20 protein-coding genes are annotated in these 22,768 nt (G+C 71.7%); 15 read left to right on the forward strand and 5 right to left on the reverse strand.

The genetic code is table 11. From position 1 onward, the window contains the following. The first annotated feature begins 4 nt into the window (after nt 1-4). The 5 genes from OG241_RS35060 to OG241_RS35080 all read left to right on the forward strand — a co-directional run bounded on the left by OG241_RS35060 (nt 5) and on the right by OG241_RS35080 (nt 2,394). On the forward strand, nt 5-547 hold the full coding sequence (locus OG241_RS35060; protein ID WP_405826585.1) for a GNAT family N-acetyltransferase: 543 nt from the start codon (nt 5-7) through the stop codon (nt 545-547). Between the two features lie 5 nt (nt 548-552). After that, a complete protein-coding gene (gene tsaD, locus OG241_RS35065; protein ID WP_405821134.1) occupies nt 553-1,641 on the forward strand; it encodes a tRNA (adenosine(37)-N6)-threonylcarbamoyltransferase complex transferase subunit TsaD in 1,089 nt (362 codons plus the stop codon). Beyond that, nucleotides 1,638-1,892 (forward strand): hypothetical protein, encoded by a 255-nt coding sequence (locus OG241_RS35070; RefSeq protein ID WP_405821136.1) that lies wholly within the window; start codon nt 1,638-1,640, stop codon nt 1,890-1,892. The genes tsaD and OG241_RS35070 overlap by 4 nt, the downstream gene beginning before the upstream one ends. Nucleotides 1,893-1,957: 65 nt before the next feature. Further along, nucleotides 1,958-2,245: a hypothetical protein gene (locus OG241_RS35075; protein ID WP_405821137.1), complete on the forward strand. Its 288-nt coding sequence runs from the start codon at nt 1,958-1,960 to the stop codon at nt 2,243-2,245. Continuing rightward, nucleotides 2,221-2,394 (forward strand): hypothetical protein, encoded by a 174-nt coding sequence (locus tag OG241_RS35080; protein WP_405821139.1) that lies wholly within the window; start codon nt 2,221-2,223, stop codon nt 2,392-2,394. Before OG241_RS35075 ends, OG241_RS35080 begins: the two co-directional genes overlap by 25 nt. Here the strand turns inward: OG241_RS35080 and OG241_RS35085 are convergent. Beyond that, nucleotides 2,339-3,199: a class I SAM-dependent methyltransferase gene (locus OG241_RS35085; protein WP_405821141.1), complete on the reverse strand. Its 861-nt coding sequence runs from the start codon at nt 3,197-3,199 to the stop codon at nt 2,339-2,341. The genes OG241_RS35080 and OG241_RS35085 overlap by 56 nt on opposite strands. Nucleotides 3,200-3,427: 228 nt before the next feature. Between OG241_RS35085 and pstC the strand changes: the two genes are divergently transcribed. The 10 genes from pstC to OG241_RS35135 all read left to right on the forward strand — a co-directional run bounded on the left by pstC (nt 3,428) and on the right by OG241_RS35135 (nt 17,133). Further along, entirely contained in the window at nt 3,428-4,447 is a 1,020-nt protein-coding gene (pstC, locus tag OG241_RS35090) for a phosphate ABC transporter permease subunit PstC (protein WP_405821143.1), read from the forward strand. 10 nt (nt 4,448-4,457) lie between these two features. Continuing rightward, the gene (gene pstA / locus OG241_RS35095) at nt 4,458-5,774 is read left to right on the forward strand and encodes a phosphate ABC transporter permease PstA (RefSeq protein WP_405821144.1); all 1,317 of its coding nucleotides are present in this window, start codon (nt 4,458-4,460) and stop codon (nt 5,772-5,774) included. Beyond that, nucleotides 5,774-7,561: a substrate-binding domain-containing protein gene (locus tag OG241_RS35100; protein ID WP_405821146.1), complete on the forward strand. Its 1,788-nt coding sequence runs from the start codon at nt 5,774-5,776 to the stop codon at nt 7,559-7,561. The genes pstA and OG241_RS35100 overlap by 1 nt, the downstream gene beginning before the upstream one ends. After that, entirely contained in the window at nt 7,558-10,311 is a 2,754-nt protein-coding gene (locus tag OG241_RS35105; protein WP_405821147.1) for a hypothetical protein, read from the forward strand. Before OG241_RS35100 ends, OG241_RS35105 begins: the two co-directional genes overlap by 4 nt. Nucleotides 10,312-10,463: 152 nt before the next feature. Further along, the gene (locus tag OG241_RS35110) at nt 10,464-12,446 is read left to right on the forward strand and encodes an Ig-like domain repeat protein (RefSeq protein WP_405821149.1); all 1,983 of its coding nucleotides are present in this window, start codon (nt 10,464-10,466) and stop codon (nt 12,444-12,446) included. 86 nt (nt 12,447-12,532) lie between these two features. Next, nucleotides 12,533-13,447 carry a sortase gene (locus OG241_RS35115; RefSeq protein ID WP_405821151.1) on the forward strand — a complete coding sequence of 305 codons (915 nt, stop codon included), beginning with the start codon at nt 12,533-12,535 and terminating at the stop codon, nt 13,445-13,447. 161 nt (nt 13,448-13,608) lie between these two features. Beyond that, nucleotides 13,609-14,385 (forward strand): phosphate ABC transporter ATP-binding protein PstB, encoded by a 777-nt coding sequence (pstB, locus tag OG241_RS35120; RefSeq protein ID WP_405826586.1) that lies wholly within the window; start codon nt 13,609-13,611, stop codon nt 14,383-14,385. Nucleotides 14,386-14,590: 205 nt separating this feature from the next. Beyond that, nucleotides 14,591-15,094: a SigE family RNA polymerase sigma factor gene (locus OG241_RS35125; RefSeq protein ID WP_334589146.1), complete on the forward strand. Its 504-nt coding sequence runs from the start codon at nt 14,591-14,593 to the stop codon at nt 15,092-15,094. Between the two features lie 75 nt (nt 15,095-15,169). Further along, nucleotides 15,170-16,186: a hypothetical protein gene (locus OG241_RS35130; protein WP_405821153.1), complete on the forward strand. Its 1,017-nt coding sequence runs from the start codon at nt 15,170-15,172 to the stop codon at nt 16,184-16,186. After that, a complete protein-coding gene (locus tag OG241_RS35135; RefSeq protein WP_405821154.1) occupies nt 16,183-17,133 on the forward strand; it encodes a DUF3152 domain-containing protein in 951 nt (316 codons plus the stop codon). Before OG241_RS35130 ends, OG241_RS35135 begins: the two co-directional genes overlap by 4 nt. 15 nt (nt 17,134-17,148) lie before the next feature. Here the strand turns inward: OG241_RS35135 and OG241_RS35140 are convergent, their stop codons facing one another. Genes OG241_RS35140 through OG241_RS35155 form a run of 4 tightly spaced genes read right to left on the reverse strand, consistent with a single transcriptional unit; the run spans nt 17,149 to nt 22,661 of the window. Then, on the reverse strand, nt 17,149-19,473 hold the full coding sequence (locus OG241_RS35140; RefSeq protein WP_405821156.1) for a glycoside hydrolase family 3 N-terminal domain-containing protein: 2,325 nt from the start codon (nt 19,471-19,473) through the stop codon (nt 17,149-17,151). 50 nt (nt 19,474-19,523) lie between these two features. After that, entirely contained in the window at nt 19,524-20,429 is a 906-nt protein-coding gene (locus OG241_RS35145; protein ID WP_405821158.1) for a carbohydrate ABC transporter permease, read from the reverse strand. 4 nt (nt 20,430-20,433) lie between these two features. Further along, nucleotides 20,434-21,321, reverse strand: coding sequence for a carbohydrate ABC transporter permease (locus OG241_RS35150; RefSeq protein WP_405821160.1), 888 nt, complete (start codon nt 21,319-21,321; stop codon nt 20,434-20,436). Beyond that, nucleotides 21,318-22,661 carry an ABC transporter substrate-binding protein gene (locus OG241_RS35155; protein WP_405821162.1) on the reverse strand — a complete coding sequence of 448 codons (1,344 nt, stop codon included), beginning with the start codon at nt 22,659-22,661 and terminating at the stop codon, nt 21,318-21,320. The genes OG241_RS35150 and OG241_RS35155 overlap by 4 nt, the downstream gene beginning before the upstream one ends. Nucleotides 22,662-22,768: the final 107 nt, after the last annotated feature.

Raw genomic sequence — 22,768 nt, forward strand, 5'->3', positions numbered from 1 at the left:
CGAGATGCGCTGGTGGGACATCGAGCCCGTGCTGGAGCTGGAGAAGGACCTCTTCCCCGAGGACGCCTGGTCCCGGGGCATGTTCTGGTCGGACCTGGCCCACGCGCGGGGACCGGACGCGACCCGGCGGTACTTCGTCGCGGAGGAAGCCGAGGACGCCGAGGGTGCCCAGGGGGGCGGCAGGCGGATCATCGGATACGCGGGGCTCGCCACAGCCGGTACCGAGTCCGACAGTGGCTCCGCCACGGGGGCCGACGTCCAGACGATCGCCGTAGCCCGCGAGCACTGGGGCACCGGCCTCGGCGCCCTGCTGCTGACCGAACTGCTGCGGGCGGCCACCGCGTTCGAGTGCGCCGAGGTGATGCTGGAGTGCCGGGTGGACAACGTGCGCGCCCAGAAGCTGTACGAGAGGTTCGGCTTCGAGCCCATCGGTTTCCGGCGCGGCTACTACCAGCCGGGGAACGTCGACGCCCTGGTGATGCGGCTGCGTGATCCGTCGGCATCAGTACCTTCCGCACCCGTACAAGGAACCGAAAGTAATGGCTGACTCCAATGGCTGACTCCAAGGACGTGCCGCTCGTCCTCGGCATCGAGACCTCCTGCGACGAGACCGGCGTCGGTGTCGTGCGGGGGACCACGCTCCTCGCGGACGCCATCGCGTCCAGCGTCGACGAGCACGCCCGGTTCGGGGGTGTCGTGCCCGAGGTGGCGTCCCGCGCGCACCTCGAAGCCATGGTGCCCACCATCGAGCGGGCGCTGAAGGAAGCGGGGGTGAGCGCGAAGGACCTCGACGGCATCGCCGTCACCGCCGGACCCGGGCTCGCCGGCGCGCTGCTGGTCGGGGTCTCGGCGGCGAAGGCGTACGCCTACGCGCTGGGCAAGCCGCTGTACGGCGTGAACCATCTCGCCTCCCACATCTGCGTCGACCAGCTGGAGCATGGCCCGCTGCCGGAGCCGACGATGGCCCTGCTGGTCAGCGGGGGCCACTCCTCCCTGCTGCTGTCCGCCGACATCACCTCGGACGTACGTCCGCTGGGCGCGACCATCGACGACGCGGCCGGCGAGGCCTTCGACAAGATCGCGCGGGTGCTGAACCTGGGCTTCCCCGGCGGCCCGGTCATCGACCGGTACGCGCGCGAGGGCGACCCGAAGGCCATCGCGTTCCCGCGCGGGCTGACCGGGCCGCGCGATCCGGCGTACGACTTCTCCTTCTCCGGGCTCAAGACGTCCGTGGCCCGCTGGATCGAGGCGAAGCGGGCGGCGGGGGAGGAGGTGCCGGTGCGTGACGTGTCGGCCTCCTTCCAGGAGGCGGTGGTGGACGTACTGACCCGGAAGGCGGTGCGGGCCTGCAAGGACGAGGGCGTCGACCACCTGATGATCGGCGGAGGCGTGGCCGCCAACTCGCGGCTGCGGGCGCTCGCCCAGGAGCGTTGCGAGGCGGCCGGTATCCGGCTCCGGGTGCCCCGGCCCAAGCTGTGCACGGACAACGGCGCGATGGTGGCCGCGCTGGGCGCCGAGATGGTCGCCCGCAACCGGGCCCCCTCCGACTGGGACCTGTCCGCGGACTCGTCGCTGCCGGTGACCGACCCGCACGTGCCCGGCCATTCGCATGCGGTGGGCGAGGGGAACCTGTACGCATGACCGTCGCGTTGATGTGGGAGGCGAAGGCCGTCGAGGGCGGCGGGGACGAACTCCTCGCCTGGGCCCGGGTGCAGACGCTGTCGGCCGAACCCCTGCGCCGCGAGACACTCCGGGCTCCGGGTGACCGCGTCCTCGTCATCACGTGGTGGGACGCGGAGTACGAGGCCGAACTGCCCGAACTTCCTGAGCCGGGGGCGGAGTTGGTGGCGCGAGCGGTGCACCGGTGGCGGTTCGAGGTCGTGGGCGAGTGATGTGATGTCCCCATCTCCAGTCAAGGCGGGGGCCGAGCATGGGGGCAGAACAAGGGGCAGAGCCTGTGGAAGTCGTCAAGTACGTGGCGGGGTTCGCCATCGCCCTGGGACTCGTCGGGCAGGGGGTTGTCCGGCTTTCGCGGCCCGGAACCCCGCAAGGGCCGCCGGAGGGCCGGGGCCGGACGGGCGCGTGGTCGGACATTCTGTTCGGCGTCGGGCTCGCCCTCGGTACCGCGTCGCGCATGCCGCACGGACACCGCCTCGTGTGGGACGACGTGCTTCTCGGACCGGCCACCGCGTGCATACTCGTCGGGCTCCTGCTGTACGTGTGGCCACGGCGGACGAGCCGGTGACCGGCCGGCTGTCGACCCTCGCCGCGCTGACCCCCGTCTACAACAGCGGTGCCCCGGTGTGGATCTGGCCGCTGTCCCTGGTGGCCTGCCTCCTCATGGCCGGGCAGACGCTGGGCGCGATGCGGCGTCGGGTGTCCGGAGCGCCGTGATCGCCACTGTCGTGTAGTGGACGGCGAAATCGCCGCCCAGCGCGTCGAGTGCGGCGCCGGTCGTGGTCAGGAGCTCCGTCAGCCGGGCGGGTGGTAGCTGGGCGGTGCGGCCGTGGGTGGGGAGCAGGTCCAGCCACTCGTCGCGGGTGTACGTGTGCTCCCACTCGTACCGCCACTCCTCGGGCTCGCCGAACGCGTCGCCCGCCCGGCGTATCCCGTCGGTCGCCTCGGCGAACTGGGGCGCGTACGAGTCGAGGGCGGGCTTCCCCCAGAGGTTGGGGGTGTCCGGGAGGACCCGGTCGTGGACCTCGGCGAAGGCGTCGGTGACGGCGGCCGAGGGCTGGAACACGTTCCAGAACAGGGCGAGTCGACCCCCGGGCCGCAGCACCTGAGCGGCCTTCGCGGCGCCGGCGACCGCGTCCACCCAGTGCCAGGCCTGCGCGGAGACCACCGCGTCGAAGGCCCGCCCGGCGGGGTCCCACTCCTCGAACGACGCCACCTCCGCCTCGACCCCGCTCCGCCGAGCCAATTCGGCCATCCGCGCGTCGACCTCCACCCCGAGCACCCGGCACCCCGCTGCCTGAAACTGACGGGCGACGATGCCCGTACCGGACCCGACGTCCAGGATGTCCGGGATCTCCGGGCCGGGGGTCGTGGTGGCGATGCGGTGCACCAGGGCGTCGGGGTAGCGGGGGCGGGCCCGGTCGTAGCGGTCGGCCTCGGCGCCGAACGACCTTGCTGTCGGCTGGAGTTGGCGAGGGCCGGGGGCGGGGGAGCGGGTCGGCTCCGGAGTGGGCGTGGGCATGTGATCACCCTAGGGCGTGCTCGACCGCAGGTCGCGGGGGGAGGTGAAGCGGCGGGCCGGGTGACGCCGGAGCCGTCTCCACAGCAGACCCACCAGGTTGACATGACTCGTTCACGCAATGTCCACATATGACGCGTGTGGACGACAGGATCCGGCCATTGACTCTCCCCGCGCGGTGCCCTCCGGTACGGCGCGGGGAGAGTCGTTTCCGTTTCTTGAGGGGCGTACGTGGTGTCCACGCAGGAGGATTCCGGCAGACCGGAGTCCGACAGACCCGTGCCTCGACGGCTGTACGCCGCCAGGGGGTTGGGCGACCGGGTCTTCCGGGTTCAGTTGACGGCCACCGGGGTCGTGGTCCTCGCCATCATGGCGGCCGTCGGGCTGTTCCTGTTGCTGCGGGCGGGGCAGGCCCTGCATGCCCAAGGGCTGAAATTCCTCACAACTGCCGCCTGGCAGCCGGACGTTCACAACTTCGGCATCGCGGCCGTACTCACCGGCACCCTGCTGATCGCCCTCGTCGCGGTGGCCATATCGGTACCGCTGGCCGTGGGCACGGCCCTGTTCATCTCCGACGTCGCCCCGCGCGGGCTGCGCCGCACCCTCGTGAGCATGGTCGACCTGATGGCGGCCGTACCGTCGGTGGTCTACGGGCTGTGGGGGCTGTTCTTTCTCCAGCAGCATGTGATCGGGCTGTCGCGCTGGCTGTCCGACTGGCTCGGCTGGATACCGCTGTTCAGGGTGGACGGCACCCAGCCGGGCGATCCGCTCGCCTCCGACAGCGTGTACACGGCGTCCACCTTCGTCGCCGGGATCGTCGTCGCGCTCATGGTCGCGCCGATCCAGTGCTCGGTGATGCGCGAGGTCTTCTCCCAGGCCCCGGCGGGCGAGCGGGAGGGCGCCTACGCGCTCGGCGCCACCCGGTGGGGAATGATCCGCTCGGTCGTCCTGCCGTACGGCAAGGGCGGCATCATCGGCGGCACGATGCTGGGGCTCGGCCGGGCGCTCGGCGAGACCATCGCGGTCTACCTGATCATCTCGCCGGTCTTCACCATCCAGCCGCACATCCTGCAGACCGGCGCGAACTCGGTCTCCTCACTGATCGCCCTGCACTACGGAGACTCCTCCGAGTTCGGGATGTCGGCGCTGATGGCGGCGGGCCTGGCGCTGTTCCTGCTCACCCTGGCGGTCAACTTCACCGCCTCCTCCGTCGCGGCCCGCTCCCGCTCCGGCGCCCAGAGCGAGGCCTGAGATGACTGTCGTGGCCGAAGTGACCGACGTAGCGGAAGAGACTCCCGGCGGGGGTGCCGCGCATGGGGTGCCCGTCGCGGCGGAATCCGCTTCTCCTCCCGAGAAACCACGCCGTATCGGCGGTGTCAGCCGCTCCGCCGTGCTGTCCCTGACCGGCGCCGCCGCCTCCGCGCTGTGCGTCACCACCCTGCTGTTCGGTGAACTTGCCCCGTTCTCCGGCACGTTGGGCTTCGCCGTCACCGCCTACCTCGTCTTCCTCGCCCTCTACGCGGTGCTGACCGGGTTCGAGGAGGACGGGCAGGCCGTACGGGACCGGGTGATGACGGTCGTGCTGTGGACGGCGGCCGGCCTGCTGTTCTCCGCCCTCGCCCTCGTCGTCGGCTTCACCGCCTGGCGCGGCAAGGAGGCCCTGCCGCACGGCAACTTCTTCACCCAGGACATGCAGGCGGCGGGCCCGCTCGACCCGCTGACGAACGGCGGCATCGCCCACGCGATGGTCGGCACGCTGATCATGATGGCCATCGCGCTGACGATCAGCGTCCCCCTCGGACTGGCCTGCGCCGTCTACCTCAACCAGATCCCCGGGCGCTTCTCCCGGTTCGTGCGCACCATCGTCGAGGCGATGACCGCGCTGCCGTCGATCGTGGCCGGCCTGATGGTGTACGCCGTCTGGATCCTCGGCCTCGGGATGCCCAAGTCGGGCCTCGCGGCCGGGTTCGCGATCAGCGTGATGATGCTGCCGATCGTGATCCGGGCCTCGGACGTGGTGCTGCGGCTCGTACCGGGCACCCTCACCGAGGCGGCGGAGGCGCTCGGCGCGCCGCGCTGGCGCACGGTGTGGCACGTCGTCCTGCCCACCGCCCGCTCCGGACTCGCCACCGCCGTCATCCTCGGCACCGCGCGCGGCATCGGCGAGACCTCGCCCGTGCTGCTGACCGCCGGCTTCACGGCGGCGCTCAACGCCGACCCGACCGCTGGGCCGATGGTGTCCCTGCCGCTGGCCGTCTTCAACTTCGTCAAGTCACCGCAGCCCGAGATGATCGCCCGTGGTTTCGGCGCGGCGGCCGTGCTCATGACCATGGTGCTGGTGCTGTTCGTGATCGCCCGGGTGATCGGCGGACGCGGCCCCGGCCATCAGACCCGCCGCCAGGCCCGCCGTACCGCCCGCGCCTCCCGCCGTGACGTCACCCGCTTCGACGAACTGCACACGCCTGTGTCTGTCGCAGGGCTGTCTCTGTTCGACGACGTCCCACAGCCGCCCGACACCGCCGCATCCGCTCCCGTGTCCGCACCCGTGCCCGCCCCCGCCCCCGGAGAGAACGACTGATGCGCAGCCACCTCACCACCGCCCTCCGGCGCCTGCGCGCGTCGGCGGCGCTCGCCGCCCTGCTCGGCGTGGTCGCCGCGCTGCTGGCCGGGCCGCTCGCCGCGCCCGCCGCCGCCGAGAGCTACACCCCGGTCGCCGGGGCCGGTTCGACCTGGGCGGAGAACGCCATCGAACAGTGGCGCAAGGCCGTCAACCAGTACGGCATGCGGATCAGTTACGCGGGTAGCGGCTCCTCCGACGGCCGCCGCCAGTTCCTCAGCGGCACGGTGGACTTCGCGGTCTCGGACATCCCGTTCCAGACCAACCCGACCGACGGCTCGGCCGCCGAACGCCCGTCCGCCGGCAGCTACGCCTACATGCCGATCGTGGCGGGCGGCACCTCCTTCATGTACCACCTCACGGTCAACGGCAGGAAGGTCACCAACCTCCGCCTCTCCGGAGACGTGGTCACCAAGATCTTCACCGGCGTCGTGAAGTACTGGGACGACCCGGTCGTCAAGGCCGACAACCCGGGGCTCCAGCTGCCGCACCGAGCCGTCGTCCCGGTCGTCCGGTCCGACGGCTCGGGCTCCACCGCCCAGTTCACGATGTGGATGGCCAACCAGCACGCGTCGCTGTGGAAGGCGTACTGCGCCCGCGTCGGCCGCTCTGGCGCCTGCGGGCAGACCTCGTACTACCCGACCGTCTCCGGCATGATCGCCCAGTCCGGCGACCCGGGCGTGGCGGGATACGTCGCCCAGAACTACGGCGAGGGAGCGATCGGGTACGTCAACTACTCGTACGCCATCAACGAGGGCTATCCGGTCGCCAAGGTCCTCAACCACGCGGGCTACTACACCGAGCCGACCCCGAAGAACGTCGCCGTCTCGCTGCTCAAGGCGAAGATCAACACCAACAAGGCCTCCGCCGACTACCTCACCCAGAAGCTCGAAGGCGTCTACAACGACACCGACAAGCGCAACTACCCGCTGTCCAGCTACTCGTACATGATCCTGCCGCTGAAGGTGCAGGGCACGTTCACCAAGGACAAGGGCAAGACGCTCGGCGCGTTCTCCTACTACTTCATGTGCCAGGGACAGCAGCAGGCGCCCCAGCTCGGCTACTCGCCACTGCCGATCAACCTGGTGCAGGCGGGCTTCGACCAGATCCGCCGGATCCCCGGTGTGAAGACGCAGAACATCAACATCAAGGGCTGCAACAACCCCACCTTCAGCGCCGACGGCCGCAACAGGCTCGCCGAGACCGCCCCCTACCCGGCCGCCTGCGACAAGAAGGGCGCCGCGCCCTGCACCACGGGCAGCGGCGGCGCCAAGCCGGCTGCCGGGGCGGGTGGTTCGGGCGGTTCGGGCAGCTCCGGCGGTACGACGTCCGGGGGCACGACCGGCGGTACGGCGACCGGGGGCACCGCGTCCGGGGGCGCGACCGGCGGCGGTTCGGCGGCCGGCGGAAGCGCGGCCGGGGGCGCCGCGGCGAGCGGGGGCGGCGACGGGAAGCCCGCCGTCGACCCCGACACCGGGCAGGCCCTGTCCTCGTCCTCGGGCGGCAACTCCGCCACCGGCTCGGGCGGCGGCACCGCCGTCGACGGCACGATCGCCCTGGCCCAGCCGGTCGCGGTGGCCGGACGCGGCGGCTGGACCAGCACCCAGACCCTGATGCTGCTCGCGGTGCTGCTCATCCTCGGGCTCGTCCTGCTGCCGTCGGCCGTGGCCCGCGCGCTCGGCGCCCGCACCCCGGGCGACAACTCCCGTACGGACGCCGCCCACACGACGGACGGGGACTCCCGATGACCACCAACCCGAAGGCGAACGGCCTGACGGCGAACAGCCTGAAGGCGAACCACCCGCAGGCGAGGAGTCCGAAGGCGAACGGCCGAATACGCCGGCTGCTGGTGCGCCTCGTCGCCGGGGCGGCCGTCGGTGCCCTCGCCGGGATGGCCGTCGCCCAGACCGCCCCGCCCGCGACCGCCGACACGGGCAGCGGCTCGGCGGTCACCGTCTCCGGGCGCGGTGAGTTCAAGGACATGAAGTTCACCGTCAGCCAGACCGAGCACCTCACCAGCCAGGCGGTCACCGTCTCCTGGACCGGCGGCGCCCCGACCACCCTCGCGGGCACCCTGTTCAACACCGACTTCGTACAGATCATGCAGTGCTGGGGAGACGACGACGGCACCGTCCCCGCCAACCCCGGCCCCTCGCGCACCCAGTGCCAGTACGGCGCGTCCCCGACCACCGACCGGGGCAGCTGGCCCGGCAACGAGTACGACGACACCCGCAAGGTCTTCTACAGCGCCGACCCCACCAACTACGGCCAGGACGACCGCTTCGGTGCCGGAAACGTCTCCGGGCTCGGCGAGGTCCCCTTCAAGGCCGTCGACGGCACGCTGATCACCTCCGGCACCCAGAACAACGCCCTGTTCAACCGCAACACCACCAACGAGGTCGACTTCGCCCGCACCGGCGCCGACGGCACCGGCCGGGAGTACGTCGAGGTGCAGACCGCCAACGAGGCCCCGCACCTGGGCTGCGGCACCCCCGTACGGCAGAACGGGGTCGTCAGGCCCCGCTCCTGCTGGCTGGTCATCGTCCCGCAGGGCCATCTCGACCTGGACGGCAAGCCCTACGCCGACACCAGCCAGGTCAACGCCGGTTCCCCGGTGTCCGCGACCAACTGGAAGAACCGCGTCGCCGTCCGGCTCGGCTTCAACACGGTCGGTGCCAACTGCGCGCTGGGCTCCGACGAGCGCGCGACCAGCGGCAGCGAACTCGCCGCCGACGCCGTATCCAGCTGGCAGACCGCGCTCTGCCCGAGCGGCCGGGTGTACGGCTACACGGAGCTCGGCGAGCCCGACACCCGCTCCCGCCTCATCGCCGACGGCACCTCCGGCCTGGCGTTCACCACCCGGGCCCTCGGCGCCGACCCGGGCACGACCGCCCCGGCGGACCCGACCGTCTACGCGCCGACCGTGCTCTCGGGCACCGTCATCGGCTTCACCGTCGAACGCAGACCCAAGGCCGGCGCCTCCGAGGAGGTCCGCAGACTCGCCGGTACCAAGGTGGAGTCCCTCGACCTGACACCCCGGCTGGTCGCCAAGCTGCTCACCGAGTCCTACCGCAACTCCCCCTGGGGGTCGGTCGTCGGCTCCACCGCGGCGAAGGGCTACGGCTGGGCGAAGAACAACCCGGCCGGCCTGGCCAGCGACCCCGAGTTCATCGCGCTCAACCCGGAGTTCGCCGAACTGTCGGTCCCCGAGACCCCGGCCACCGACACCGACCTGCTCACCGCGCTGGGCCACAGCGACTCGGCGCGCGCGGTCTGGCAGTGGATCGTCTCCGACAAGGAGGCCCGCAACTTCCTCGCGGGTGTCTCCGACGACTGGGGAATGCGGGTCAACCCGTACTTCAGCACCAACACGGACGTGAACCCCACCGGGTTCGCCTTCGACCCGGCCGACACCGACACCTACCCCAAGAGCGACCCCTGGTGCACGGTCCCGCCCGGGACCGGCGCCACCGCACCCCAGTGCATGATCGACTTCCACCCGTACGTCTCGGACATGCACGCCGGCGCCCTGCACACCCGGCGCGCCGACAGCCTGTGGAAGGCGATCTGGGACCCGCTGGCCAGCCCGCCCTCGTACAAGACGCCCGGCCCGCAGACCGTCGGCTCCCGGTTCGTGATCACGGTGACCGACGCGGCCTCCGCCGCCCGGTACGGCCTCCAGACCGCGCGTCTGCGCAACGCCGCCGGCACGTTCACCGCGCCCACCACCGCGTCCCTCACCGCCGCCGCGGCGAGCGCCTCCGGTGCGCACGCCCCCGAGATCAGCCCGGCCAAGGCCACCGCGAAGGGCGCGTACCCGCTCGCCCAGCTCGTCTACGCGGCCGTACGCCCTGCGAAGCTCGGCCCCGCCGCCCGCAAGGACTACGCGGCGCTGCTGACGTACGCCGCAGGCAAGGGCCAGATCAGCGGCGCCGACCCCGGCCGTCTCCCGGGCGGCTACGCCCCGCTGCCGAAGTCCCTGCGGGACAAGGCGGTCCAGGCCGCCGCCGCCCTCGCCCACTACACCGGCCCGTCCACCGACCCGGGCGGCTCCGCCTCCTCCGGCGGAGCGAGCGGCGGGACCGGCGGAACCGGCGGCAGCGTGTCGGGCGGTGACTCCGGCACCTCCGGCGGCCTGGGCGGTACGGGCGGTACGCAGGGCGGTGCCGCGACCGACGGCGGTACGACCGGTGGCGGGGCGTCCGGCGGTGGCGCGAGCCCCTCGCCCAGCGACCGGCCCTCGTACGGCGGCGGTCAGGCCGTCCAGACCACCGCCGCCGGCACCACACCCGCCGACCCGGCCAACTCCCTGCGCTACGCCGTCCCGGTGGGCGCCGCGCTCGGCGCCGCGGCCGGTATCGGAGCGCCCTTCGCGGGCGGCGGCAGGCTGCGGCTGCCGCTCCGGGTCCCCCTTCCCGGCGGTCGCACCGTGACCGTCATCCCCGAACTCACCCTGCCGGAGCGGCTGCGAAAGCTGCTGCCACCCGGCCGGGGCTGAGCCCCGGAGCCCACGGCCACCCGGCCGGGGCTCCCCACAGACGGCCGCCCGCCCCGAAAGTCAGTCGGGGCGGACGGCCCGTACCACCCTGCCAGATCTGCCACACCCATCGGTTCCACCCGACGCACCCGACGCACAACAGGAGAACCCCGATGCGCAGAACGCGCCTCACCGCGGCCATGGTCGCCGCCGCCGTGGTGTCCGGCACGCTGGCTCTCGCGAGCCCGGCATCCGCCGACCCCACCCCCGCCGGAACGTTCCGCCAGCTCGTGGGCGTGGGCTCCGACACCACCCAGGACGTCCTGAACGCCCTCGCCGGTGACACCGTCAACGACACCAGCTACGCCGCTTCCGCCGTGAAGTCGACGGCCGGCGCGGGCCTCGCCTCGTACGACGCGATCGGCTCCGCCACCATCCAGACCCGCTCGGGCGGTACGACGTTCAACCGGCCCAACGGCTCCGGCCCCGGCCGGACCGCGCTCAGCATGTCGCTGACGGGTGACCTGTTCCCCAACGGCCAGGGCGTCGCCATCAAGGGCCAGGTCGACTTCGCCCGCTCCTCGGGCGGCCCGAGCGTCTCCGGCACCGCGCTCACCTACATCCCGTTCGCCCGGGACGCGGTCGGCGTCGCGGTGCGCGGCACCGGCCTCGACAGCCTGACCGTCGACCAGCTGCACGACGTCTACGCGGCTGGCAGCGACCACAAGGTCAACGGCCAGACCGTGCACCCGGTCCTCCCGCAGAGCGGCTCCGGCACCCGCAAGTTCTTCCTCGGGGCGATCGGCCTCAACGAGAACACGGTCGACCCGAGCATCGCGACCACTCAGGAGAACCAGGCCGACACCGCGCTGACCGCGGACGGCACGCTCGTCCCGTTCTCCGTGGGCAGCTGGATCGCGCAGAACAACAACATCGCCCCCGACCACAGCAAGGCCGCGGTCGCCGCCGGCGCGCACCTGGCGAGCGTCACGCTGCCCGGCGACACCGGCGCCACCAGCCCGGTCACCACGGTCAACGGCAAGCTCTCCCCGGTCGGCGGCTACTACGAGAACGCCACCTTCGGCCGCGACGTCTACAACGTCGTCCCGACCCGGGCGATCGACCCGAGCAGCGTCTTCTTCGACAAGGACCTCTACGACGTCTTCGTCACCAGCGGCACCCACGAGGCGGCCCTCGCCTCCGACACCGCCGAAGCGGTCATCGCCAAGTTCGGCTTCGTGAACGAGTCGTACAACGGCTCTGTCAACCTCGCCAAGCACGCCAAGGTCGGCGGCCTGGAGATCAGCGGCCTCGAAGCGAAGACGCCCGCCGCGCCCGCCCTGAAGACCACCCTCGGCGACGCAAGCGTCAAGCTGGCCTGGACGCCCGCAACCCCCGCCCCGGCCCAGCCCGTCACCGACTACCGCGTGACGCTGACCGACGCCGACGGCGCGCTCGTGGGCACCAAGGACGTCCCGGCCACCATCACGTCGTTGGCCTTCACCGGCCTCGCCGTCGGCAACTACACCGCCACGGTCGCCGCCGCCAACCTGATCGGCACCGGCGACGCCGCCTCCTGGACCGGCGCCGTCAAGTACGCCAGCACCACGAAGGCGACGGTCGCCACGACCGCGTACGGCGTCACCCCGAAGGTCGCCGTCACCGTGACCGGCACCCACGGCGTCGTCCCGGCCGGCAAGGTCACCGTCAAGGAGGGCGCCACCACCCTCGGCACCGGCACCCTCAGCAGCACCGGCAAGGTCACCGTCAGCCTGTCGAACCACCTCAAGGTGGCCACGCACACGCTGAGCGTGTCCTACGCGGGCAGCGCCAAGCTGAACACCTCCTCGGCGACCGTCTCCCTGAAGGTCACCAAGGCGACCCCGGCCGTCAGCACCAGCGCCCCGGCCTCGATCAGCCACACCGCCCGCGCCAAGGTCACCGTGAAGGTCACCGCGACCGGCACCACGCCCGCCGGCACGGTCCGTGTCTACGAGGGCACCCGCGTCATCGCCACCGGCACGCTCAGCGCCGGCAAGGTGACCGTCACCCTCCCGAAGCTGGCCAAGGGCAGGCACACCCTGCACGCCTTCTACGCCGGCTCCACCACGGTGAACTCGAAGAACGGCGCGAACTTCGTCGTCAAGTCCACCTGATCCCCGCTCCACCACGTCGGGGGACCGCCGCCACGGTCCCCCGACTCCCTCTCCAACCCCCTGAACCGCGAAGGAGGCGGGCCGCCGTGACGGTCGCCGTACAGACCCCGCTCGCACCGGCAGTGTCCGCCACAAGGACGCGCGTCGCGAGCGTCACCGCCGTCCGCCATCTCGCCCGGGGCGGCCTGCTCAGCCTCGCCGCCCTGCTGCTCGGCGTCACCGCACAGCTGCTGCTGGTCAGCGGCATCCAGCAACACAGCGCCCAGCAGGCCGCGTTCGACGCGCTGCGCGACCAACTCGCCCAGGGCACCGCCCCGGTGGCCCAGGTCGACCAGCAGGGCAGCCTGCTCGCCCCGGGGACGCCGGTCGCGCTGATCGACGTACCCGCCCTGGGCATGTCCCAGGTCGTCCTGGAGGGCACCGACTCCGCCGTACTGACCGACGGGCCCGGTCACCGCCGGGACACGCCGATGCCCGGACAGGCCGGCACCAGCGTGCTGCTGGGCCGCGCCGCGGCCTACGGCGGCCCCTTCGGACGGCTGGCCGACCTGGCGGCGGGCGACAGGTTCACCGTCGTCACCGGCCAGGGCAAGGCGAAGTACCAGGTCATCGGCGTACGACGGGCCGGTGATCCGGCTCCCGAGCCGCTCGCCGCCGGAAAGGGACGCCTGGTGCTGGTCACCGCCACCGGCCCGCGTTTCATGCCGAACGGTGTCCTGCGCGTCGACGCCGACCTGGTGTCCGCGCCCGCCGAGACCCCGGCGGCCGTCATCCGCTCCGGCACCCTGCCGCACGCCGAGGAGCCGCTCGCCCGGCCCTCCGGGGTGCCCTGGCCGCTGGTGATGTGGCTGCAGGCACTGCTGCTCGTGGCGGTGGCCGCGGTGTGGACCTGGCACCGGTGGGGCCGCCACCAGACCTGGATCGTCTTCGCCCCGGTCGTCGCCGTCCTGGGCCTCCAGGTCGCCACCCACGCCACCGAACTGCTGCCCAACCTGCTGTGAACGCCGCCATGAATCCCGCCGCGAACTCCGCCGTGCCTCCTTCCGGGCCACGACTTCTCCGACACGAGGTACCCGCCGTGACCGACTCGCTGACCGACCCCATGACCGACACGATCGTCCTGCCCGCCGCGCCGGCCACGGCACCGGCCGGTGCGGTCACCGTGCCCGCCACGCTCGAAGCCCGTGACGTCGCGGCCTGGTTCGGCAGCCACCAGGTCCTCAGCCGGGTCTCCCTCACCATGCCCGCCGGGCAGGTCACCGCGCTCATCGGCCCCTCCGGCTGCGGCAAGTCGACGTTCCTGCGCACACTCAACCGGATGCACGAGATGATCCCGGCGGCACAGATGGCGGGCGAGGTGCTCCTCGACGGCGAGGACATCTACGACCCGTCCTGGCGGCTGACCGACGCGCGGCGCCGGATCGGCATGGTCTTCCAGAAGCCGAACCCGTTCCCGGCCATGTCGATCTACGACAACGTGGTGGCGGGCCTGCGTCTGACGGGCACGCGCACGGGCCGCCGCGCGAAGGACGAGCTGGTGGAGGAGTCACTGACCCGGGCGGGCCTCTGGAAGGAGGTCCGCGACCGGCTCCGGCAGCCGGGCGGCGCGCTCTCCGGCGGCCAGCAGCAGCGCCTGTGCATCGCCCGCGCACTGGCCGTACGCCCCCGGGTCCTCCTCATGGACGAACCGTGCTCGGCCCTCGACCCCACCTCCACCCGCCGCGTCGAGGAGACGATCCACGAACTCGCCGGCGAGGTGACCGTCGTGATCGTCACCCACAACATGCAGCAGGCCGCCCGAGTCTCCCAGCAGTGCGCGTTCTTCCTCGCCGAGCAGGGCACACCCGGCGGCATCGTCGAACACGGGTCCACCGACGACGTCTTCGGCAGCCCGACCGACCAGCGCACGGCGGACTACGTGGCGGGCCGCTTCGGCTGAGCCCACGAGCGGCCGACAACCGGGCCCACGAGAAATTTTCCCGAACCCCTTCAACCTTTCCGCCCCGAGCACGCTCAAGAACAGGTGAGACAGAGACCTGTGAGGCGTGTGAGGGGCGTGATGCGTATGAGGCACGTGTGCCTTTGCGGCGTGTGACTCCACAGCCGCACGCAAGCCATACGCGGAACGGGAAACGGGAGGGTGGATGTCGGCGACGGTCCGGCAGCGGGACTTCGAGGAGTACGCGCGAGCCGGCGGACAGCGGCTCTACCGGACGGCGTATCTGCTCTGCGGTGACCGCGAGCACGCCCGTGACCTGGTGCAGTCCACGCTGGCCCGGCTCTTCCAGCACTGGCACCGGGCGAGCCGTGCCGAGCACCTCGACGCCTACGCCCGTACCGTCCTGACCCGGCTCTTCCTGCACGAACGGCGCCGCCGGCTGCGCGACCTGCTCGCCCACGCCCGCCCCGACCCCGCGCCCGCCGCACCCAGACCCGACCTGCGCGTCACCCTCATGGCCGCGCTCGGCCAACTCCCGCCCAGGGCAAGGGCGATGGTCGTCCTGCGCTACTGGGAGGACCTGAGCGTGTCGGAGGTGGCCGCACAACTGCGGTGCAGCGAGTCCACCGTCAAGAGCCAGTGCTCCCGTTCCCTGACCCGGCTGCGCGCGGTGCTGGGGGAGGCCCATGTGTACACCGCCGAGTACTGAATCCCGGTATCCCCGGACCCCTGTGTCCCCGTATCCCCCTACCCCCGAACGCCGCCAGTGCTGAGAGGAGCATCCGTGCACGACACGCCACCCGGCCGCCCGCACGGGCCCGAGCCGGACGCCGGGCCCGACGACGCGGTCGTCGGGGAGCTGAGGGAGCTGATGGAGCGGGCCGCCGCCGGGCTCGCCCCGCTGCCCGATCTGACGCAGGAGGCGGTACGCCTCGGCAGGCGCCGCCGGGTCCGGGCGCGGGCCGCCGTGGCCGGTGCGGTGACCGGGGTCCTCGCGATCGGAGGCGTCGGCACGGTCGTGCTCGGCGGCCCGGGGGACAACGCGTCCGCGCCCGTCAGCCCGGCCGTCGCACCGCCCGCCGTCCCCTCCGCGACGCCACCAGAACCGTCACCGCCGGCAGCGACCGCACCGGTGCCCGGGGCGATGACGGACGCCGCCCGCAAGGCACGGGCGGCCAAGGCGCTGACCCGGGAGCTGGGCGACCTGATCGGGACCGTCCTGACGGCCGGCAAGGCTCCCGGGGAGTACGTCGGCCGGATCGACGAGCGCGCCTTCCCCGTGACGTTCCGGGTCACGACGGAGGCGGACACCCTCGTCGACTGCCCGGTCCAGCCGGAGCCCACCGCGACCTGTCGTACGGCATGGCTGCCCGGCCGGATCGAGGCGCGGGTCGTCGAGTCGGGCCCCCAGCTGTGGGGCGGCCAGTCCGTCAGCGTCAGCTACGTCTACGAGAACAGCACCGTGGAGCTGGCCGTCGGCCCGGACACCGAGACGAGGGTCTCCCCACCGGTCGACGGCGACCAGCTGCTGGCCGCGGCGGGCAGTCCGGTGCTGCTGTCCGAGGGGAAGCACGAGGTGCTGGAGGCGGAGAAAGCCGCGCTGGCACAGAAGGCGGAGAGAGCAGAGAACGCAGAGGAAACGCCGGAAACGGCGGAAACGGCCGCAGATGGTACGGACTCCACGGCTGAGCCATCCCTCGCCCCGCCCGCCACGGCCGAGCCATCCAGCGTCGAGCCCTCCTCGGCGACTGGTCCGAGCAGTAACGGCAGTACGAACGAGACAGGCGGTTCCCCCCGATGAGTGAGCAACGACGTGCTGTGAGCGGCCCGCGCCGGCTGATCGCGTTACGGCGGCGGCGCAGGCGCCGGACCCGTATCGGGGCGATCGGCGCGACGGTCTGCCTCGCCGCGCTCGGTACGGCGGCGGTGCCGTTCCTGCTGCCCCGGCTGCTGCCGGACAGTGCGTCGCACTCCCGCTCCTCGGAGGCTGCCCGGCCATCGGCCGAGCCCACTCCGGGTGGGGGTGCGGGCAGCACGAGCCGGCCCCCGGACGACTCCACCGTCGGTGCGGCCCCCGAGCCGTCCGAGTCACCCAAGTCCCCGCCCGCCACCGGCACTTCCGGGTCCGGGAAGGGCGCAGGAAAAGGCGCCGGGAAGGGCACGGGGACCGGATCCTCCTCGCAGCCCACCATCCCCGCTGCCGGCCCCGGCACCTTCGACACGGCCCCGGTCACCGTCACCGGGCCCGCCTCCGGGACCCCCTTCCGCGTCCAGGTCGAGCAGGGCGCGGGTGTCGACCCGACGGACGCCGCCCGGCAGATCGGTGTCATCCTCAATGATCGGCGCGGCTGGGGCCGGTCGGGCGCGCGCTTCCGTCAAGTCACTGGGCCAGAAGCAGAGTTGACGTTCCGCGTCGCCACCGCGGCCACCACCGACAAGCTGTGCGACGTACGGCAGGCGGACCACATAGGCGAGGTCAACTGCCGTACGGGCTCCGACGTCGTGATCAACCTCAAGCGCTGGCAGCTGGGTTCCCCCCAGTTCGACGGACCGCCGGTCGAGTACCGCGCCCTCATCGTCAACCACGAGGTCGGCCACTGGCTCGGCCACGGGCACGAGACCTGCCCGGGTCCCGGCCGCCCCGCGCCCGCGATGATGCAGCAGATCGACGGCCTCAAGGGCTGCGTGTCCAACCCCTGGCCGTACGACACGCAGGGCCGCTACCTGAGCGGCCCCGCCGTCCCGTGAGGCGACCGGGCGGGGCTACCCCACCGGGTCGGTCGACGTCTCGCACCGCATCCGCCGATCCACCCCCAACTCCCTTGTGCCTCCCACCAGTCGAACGCGCGCCGCGTGCCGCACGTCCGCGCTCGACGCCCCGAGCCGCAGCTCCAGCCCGCCCGGTTCGACGACCCGGCGTCCCGAGCGGTCCGTGAACGCCGACAGATCCGCGTGGAAGCGGAACGTGACCCGGCTCGCGGCCCCCGGCGCCAACTCCAGCCGCTCGTAACCGATCAGGCGTACGTCCGGCCGGGTCACCGAGGCCACCGGGTCGTGCAGATACAGCTGGACGACCTCCGCCCCGGCCCGCGCACCGGTGTTGCGGACGGTCACCGACACCTCGTACGAACCGTCCGTGCCGATCTCCGCCGGGCCCCCCTCCGCCGAAGCCCCCTCCGTGAAGTCCTCCCAGACGAACGAGGTGTAGGAGAGCCCGTGCCCGAACGGGTACAGCGGCGTCGGGTCCAGGCTGCTCACCCCGCCCGCCAGTCCCAGCGGCGGCTGGAGGTACGTCCACGGCTGGCCTCCGCGCTCCCTGGGCACGCTCACCGGCAGCCGGCCCGACGGGGTGACGCGGCCCGACAGCACTCCCGCCACCGCCGGGCCGCCCTCCTCCCCGGGGAAGAACGCCTGGACCACCGAAGCCAGCCGGCCGTGCCAGCGGCCCAGCGCGTACGGCCGACCGGTGAGCAGCACGAGCACCACCGGCACGCCCGTCGACACCAGCGCGTCCAGCAACTCAGCTTGCACACCGGGCAGTTGCAGCTCCGCCACATCGCAGCCCTCGCCCGACGTGCCCCGGCCGAACAGTCCCGCTCGGTCGCCGAGCACCGCCACGCACACATCGGCCTCGGCCGCCCGGGCCACGGCCTCCTCGAAGCCCCCGGTGTCCGGTTCCGAGGTGTCGCAGCCCTCCGCGAACGTCACCTTGGCGTCCGGGAGTTCGGCGCGCAGGGAGTCCAGGAGCGTGGGAATGTCCAGGCCGACCGGGGTCTCCGGATGGCTGGGCAGGACATGCGACGGGAACGAGTAGCAGCCGAGCATCGCCAGCGCGTCCGCCGCCCTCGGCCCGACCACCGCGATCCGGGTGTCGGGGGCCAGCGGGAGCAGCCCGTCCGGGTTGTCCAGCAGCACCACCGACTCCTCGGCCAACCGGCGGGCCAGCGCCCGGTTTCCGGCCGAGTCCAGGTCGATCGGCCCGTCCGGTTCCGGCCGCCAGTCCTCGTCCAGCAGACCCAGCCCGCACTTCTGCGTCAGGACCCGGCGCGCCGCCCGGTCCACCAGCGACTCCGGTACGTCCCCCGCGCGTACCGCCGCCACCAGTGCGTCGCCGTAACTCCGGATCGACGGCAGCTCGACATCGATGCCGGCCGCCAGGGCGACCTGGGCCGCCTCCGCCGGCGTACCCGCGACCCGGTGCAGGGACTCCAGGAAGCCGATGCCGAAGTAGTCCGAGACGACCGTTCCCGTGAACTCCCATTCCTCGCGCAGGAGTTGGGTGAGAAGGTGCGCGTCGGCGGAGGCCGGGACGCCGTCGGTCTCGTTGTAGGCAGCCATCACCGAACGCGCCCCGCCCTCGCGCAGCGCCATCTCGAACGGAGGCAGGGTCACGTCCGCGAACTCCCGCACGCCCGCGCGGACGGGAGCGAGATTGCGGGCGCCCGCCGAGGACGCGTACCCCGCGAAGTGCTTCAGCGTGGCGATGATCCCCGCCGACTCCAGACCCCGCACATACGCCGACCCGATCGTCCCCACCAGATACGGGTCCTCGCCGATCGTCTCCTCCACCCGGCCCCAGCGTGCGTCCCGTACGACGTCCAGGACCGGGGCGAGGCCCTGGTGCACGCCGACCGAGGCGAGGTCGTGGCCGATACGGGCGGCCATCTCCTCGACCAGCTCGGGGTGGAAGGTGGCACCCCAGGCCAGCGGGACCGGGTAGGCGGTCGCGCGCCAGGCCGTGAAGCCCGCCAGGCACTCCTCGTGGGCCAGCGCCGGGATACCGAAGCGGCCCGCCCCGGCGATCCGACGCTGGGCGCGGGCCAGTGCCTGCGCGCCCAGCGTCGGGTCCACGGGGGCCGTACCGAAGGGACGCGTGAGCTGGCCGAGGCCCCGGGTGATCAGCTCGTCCCACTCGTAGTCGGCGGTCATGTCGTGCTGGTGCGGGGCGACCCCGTGGCCGTCCGTCGAGGCGCCCACCCAGACGCCGTACAGCTGGGCGGTCTTCTCCTCCAGGGTCATCCGGGAGAGCAGGTCGTCGACGCGGTCGTCGGCGGACAGGGCGCGGTCACGCCAGGGGGCGGTCGTCATGGAACTCCTGTCAGAGTCTGTGAGTTCGGTGTCTGCGTCGGCGCCCGTGCTCATTTGCCGCCCACACCCATCAGGCCACCGATCAGCGCCCGCCGGGCCACCAGATAGACGGCGAAGATCGGGATGCCCGAGAGGACGACCGACGCGAGCAGGGCGGGGATGTTCACACCGAACTGGCTCACGAAGTTGAAGAGGCCGAGGGTGAGCACGCGGGGTTCGTCGGACTGGGTGAAGATCAGGGGGAAGAGGAAGCCGTTCCAGGCCTGCAGGGCCGCGTAGATCACGACGGTACTGATGCCGCCCTTGGCCAGGGGGACGGTCAGCTGGAACAGCATGCGGACGGGGGAGGCGCCGTCGAGGGCCATCGCCTCGTACAGGTCCTCCGAGATGTCCCGCAGAGTGCCGGTGAGGACCAGCACCGAGACCGGCATCGCGAAGGCCGCCGTCGGCAGGATCACCGCCAACAGGCTGTCGTACAGGTCGAGTTTGGCGATGAGGAGATAGAGCGGGACCACCACCGCCTGGGCCGGGATCGCCACCCCGAGCAGGAACAGCCGGAAGGCCGCCCCCGACCAGCGGGTGCGGGTGCGCACGGCCACGTACGCCAGCGGGACGCAGAGCCCGATGACGATGACCACGACCGTGACCGCGACGATCACCGTGTTGCTCAGCAGATGCCAGAAGCCGGAGTGGAGAACGGTGTTGTAGTTGTCGAGGGTCGGATCGGTGGGCGGCTTCAGGGGGTTGCCGGTGAGCGCCTTGTCGGGTCCGGTGAGCGAGGCCGACAGCATGGCGTAGATCGGGACGAGGACGATCACCAGCCAGATGATCGAACCCAGACCCGCCAACGGGTTGGCGCGCCTCGACCAGTGCCTGCGCCGACGGTGGGCGTCGGTCCGCGGCCGGTCCGGGCGCTTGTCGGTCGTCGTGGGACGAGGAAGCGTGTCGTGTGACACTCCGTCACATCCCTTCACGCGTACTGCGCATGCCGCCGAAGCCGGTCAGCCGGATGAGGACCAGGGACAGGCCGGTCGCGGCCAGCACGAGCGCGGACGCGATGGCGCTCGCGTAGCCGAAGTCGTACGACTTGAAGCCCGCCTCGTACATCAGGTACGGCAGGATCGCCGTGTCCGTGCCCGGGCCGCCCTTCGTCAGGATCAGGACGGTCTCGAAGTACGTGAGCGAGCCGACGACGATCAGCACGGTCGACGTGGTGATCGTGTGCCGTAGCTGCGGCAGCGTGATCGAGAAGAACTGGCGGTAGCGGCCCGCGCCGTCGATCGCCGCCGCCTGATAGAGGACCTCGGGGATCTGGCGGGCCCCGCCCTGGTAGATCAGCGTGTGGAACGGGATGAACTGCCAGCCGCCGACGAACACGATCGCGAGGAACGCGCCGCTGGACGAGCCGAGGGTGTCCTTCTGGATGATGCCGAAGTTCGGGTCGAGCAGGGCGTAGAAGAGGACCGAGATGGCGGTCGAGGAGAGCAGGAACGGGACGAAGAAGATCGCCGAGAGCACCGCCCGGTTGCGCTGCCGCCCCGCCGCCCACACCCCGAGCAGCAGCGCCACGACCGTCTGGAACGCCCAACTCGCCGCCGTCAGCAGGACGGTGAGCCACAGCGACTGCGTCAGCCGCGGATCGTCCAGCAGCTTCTGCCAGTTGGCCAGACCCACCGGCTTCGGGTCGCCGAGGCCGTCCCACTTGGTGAAGGAGAGATAGAAGGCGAGGCCCATCGGGACGACCGCGAAGAAGGTGAAGAAGAGGACCGCGGGGAGCGCCCAGACGGCAGTCGGCCGCCCGGCCCGCTTCACGGCCCGGCCGCCCCCGGAAGTGACCGTCGAGCTCACTTCAGCTCCTTGCAGGCCGACACGAACTCACTGGGCGACGACTTGCCCGTGAAGAGCTTCCCGATCTCCGTGTGCATCTTCGTGCCCAGCTCGTCGCCGAGCGCCTGGTCCCAGGAGAGCGTGAACGCGGGCGCCTGCTGGACCATCTCGTACTGGAACTTCGCGTACTGAGGGTTGGGTGCGGAGGACAGCAGCGCCGCCGCGTTCGAGGTGGTCGGTACGTCGCCGAGGGCGACCAGGTCCTTCGCGTACGCCTCGGACGCACAGTCCTTGAGGAAGGCGATCGCCGCGTCCTTGTTCTGCGTACGGGGGTTGATCGACCAGTAGTTGGTGGGGTTGCCGACGACGTTGCGGACGTCGCCGACGCCGTCCTCGACCTTCGGGAAGGCCGCCCAGCCCAGGTTCGACTTGGCGAAGTCGGGGAACTTGCCGAGCTGCGTCGAGTACTCCCACGAGCCCATCAGATGCATCGCCGCCTTGCCCTTGGCGAACACCGCCGGAGCGCCGCCGTTGACGTACGACACGGAGGTGAACTTGGAGCCGAAGGCGCCGTCGTCGATGAGTTCCTTCACCATCTCGGCGGCCTTGAGGACCGCCGGGTCGCCCCAGCCCTCCGCGTCGCCGTTCTGGATGCGCTTGAAGACCTCGGGGCCGCCGATACGGTCCACCAGGTACTCCAGCCACATCAGTTCGGGCCAGAGGTCGGAGCCGCCGAGGGCGAAGGGGGTGATCCCCGCCTTCTTCAGCTTGGCGTTGGCGGCGAGCAACTCGTCCCAGGTGGTGGGCGGTTGGAGCTTCTGCTCGGCGAACACCGTCTTGTTGTAGAAGAGGATCACCGGCTGCATACCGCGCATCGGTATCCCGTAGTGCCGGCCCCCCAGATCACCGGCGGCGAGCACGGAGGGCAGGAAGCCGTTCTTCAGCACCGGGTCGTTCTCGATGACGTCGGTCAGGTCGACGATCTTGTCGGCCTCCTGGTACGCCTTGATGGAGCCGCCGCCCCAGTTGAAGAAGACGTCCGGGGCGCTGGGCGAGCCCATCGCCGTGCGCAGCTTCGCCGAGTAGTCCGAGCCCGGGATCTTCTCCAGCTTGACCTTGCCCTTGGCCGTCTTGCTGGCGGCCGACTTGTTGAACCGCGCGACAGCCGCGGCCTGGACCTTCACGGCGTCGTCCCCGTACACGAACGCGGTGACCGTGTCCCCGCCACCGCCCGAACCCTCACCCGAGCCGCAGGCGCTGAGGCCGGTGGTGAGCAGGGCGGACGCGCCGGCGCCGAGCACCCAGCGCCTGCTGAACGCCGTACCGGTGGGCCGGGCGGACCGCCCTCTGTTCGACTCCATGACAGCACCTCTCGCGAATGTTCTGAACGAAACCTGAATGAGTCTCTGTACGAATCTTTCGGGTGGTACTTCGAATGTTCCGGGAACTTATGGTGGGACAGGGTCTT

Source organism: Streptomyces sp. NBC_01390 (genome assembly GCF_045040105.1).
Lineage (GTDB): Bacteria > Actinomycetota > Actinomycetes > Streptomycetales > Streptomycetaceae > Streptomyces.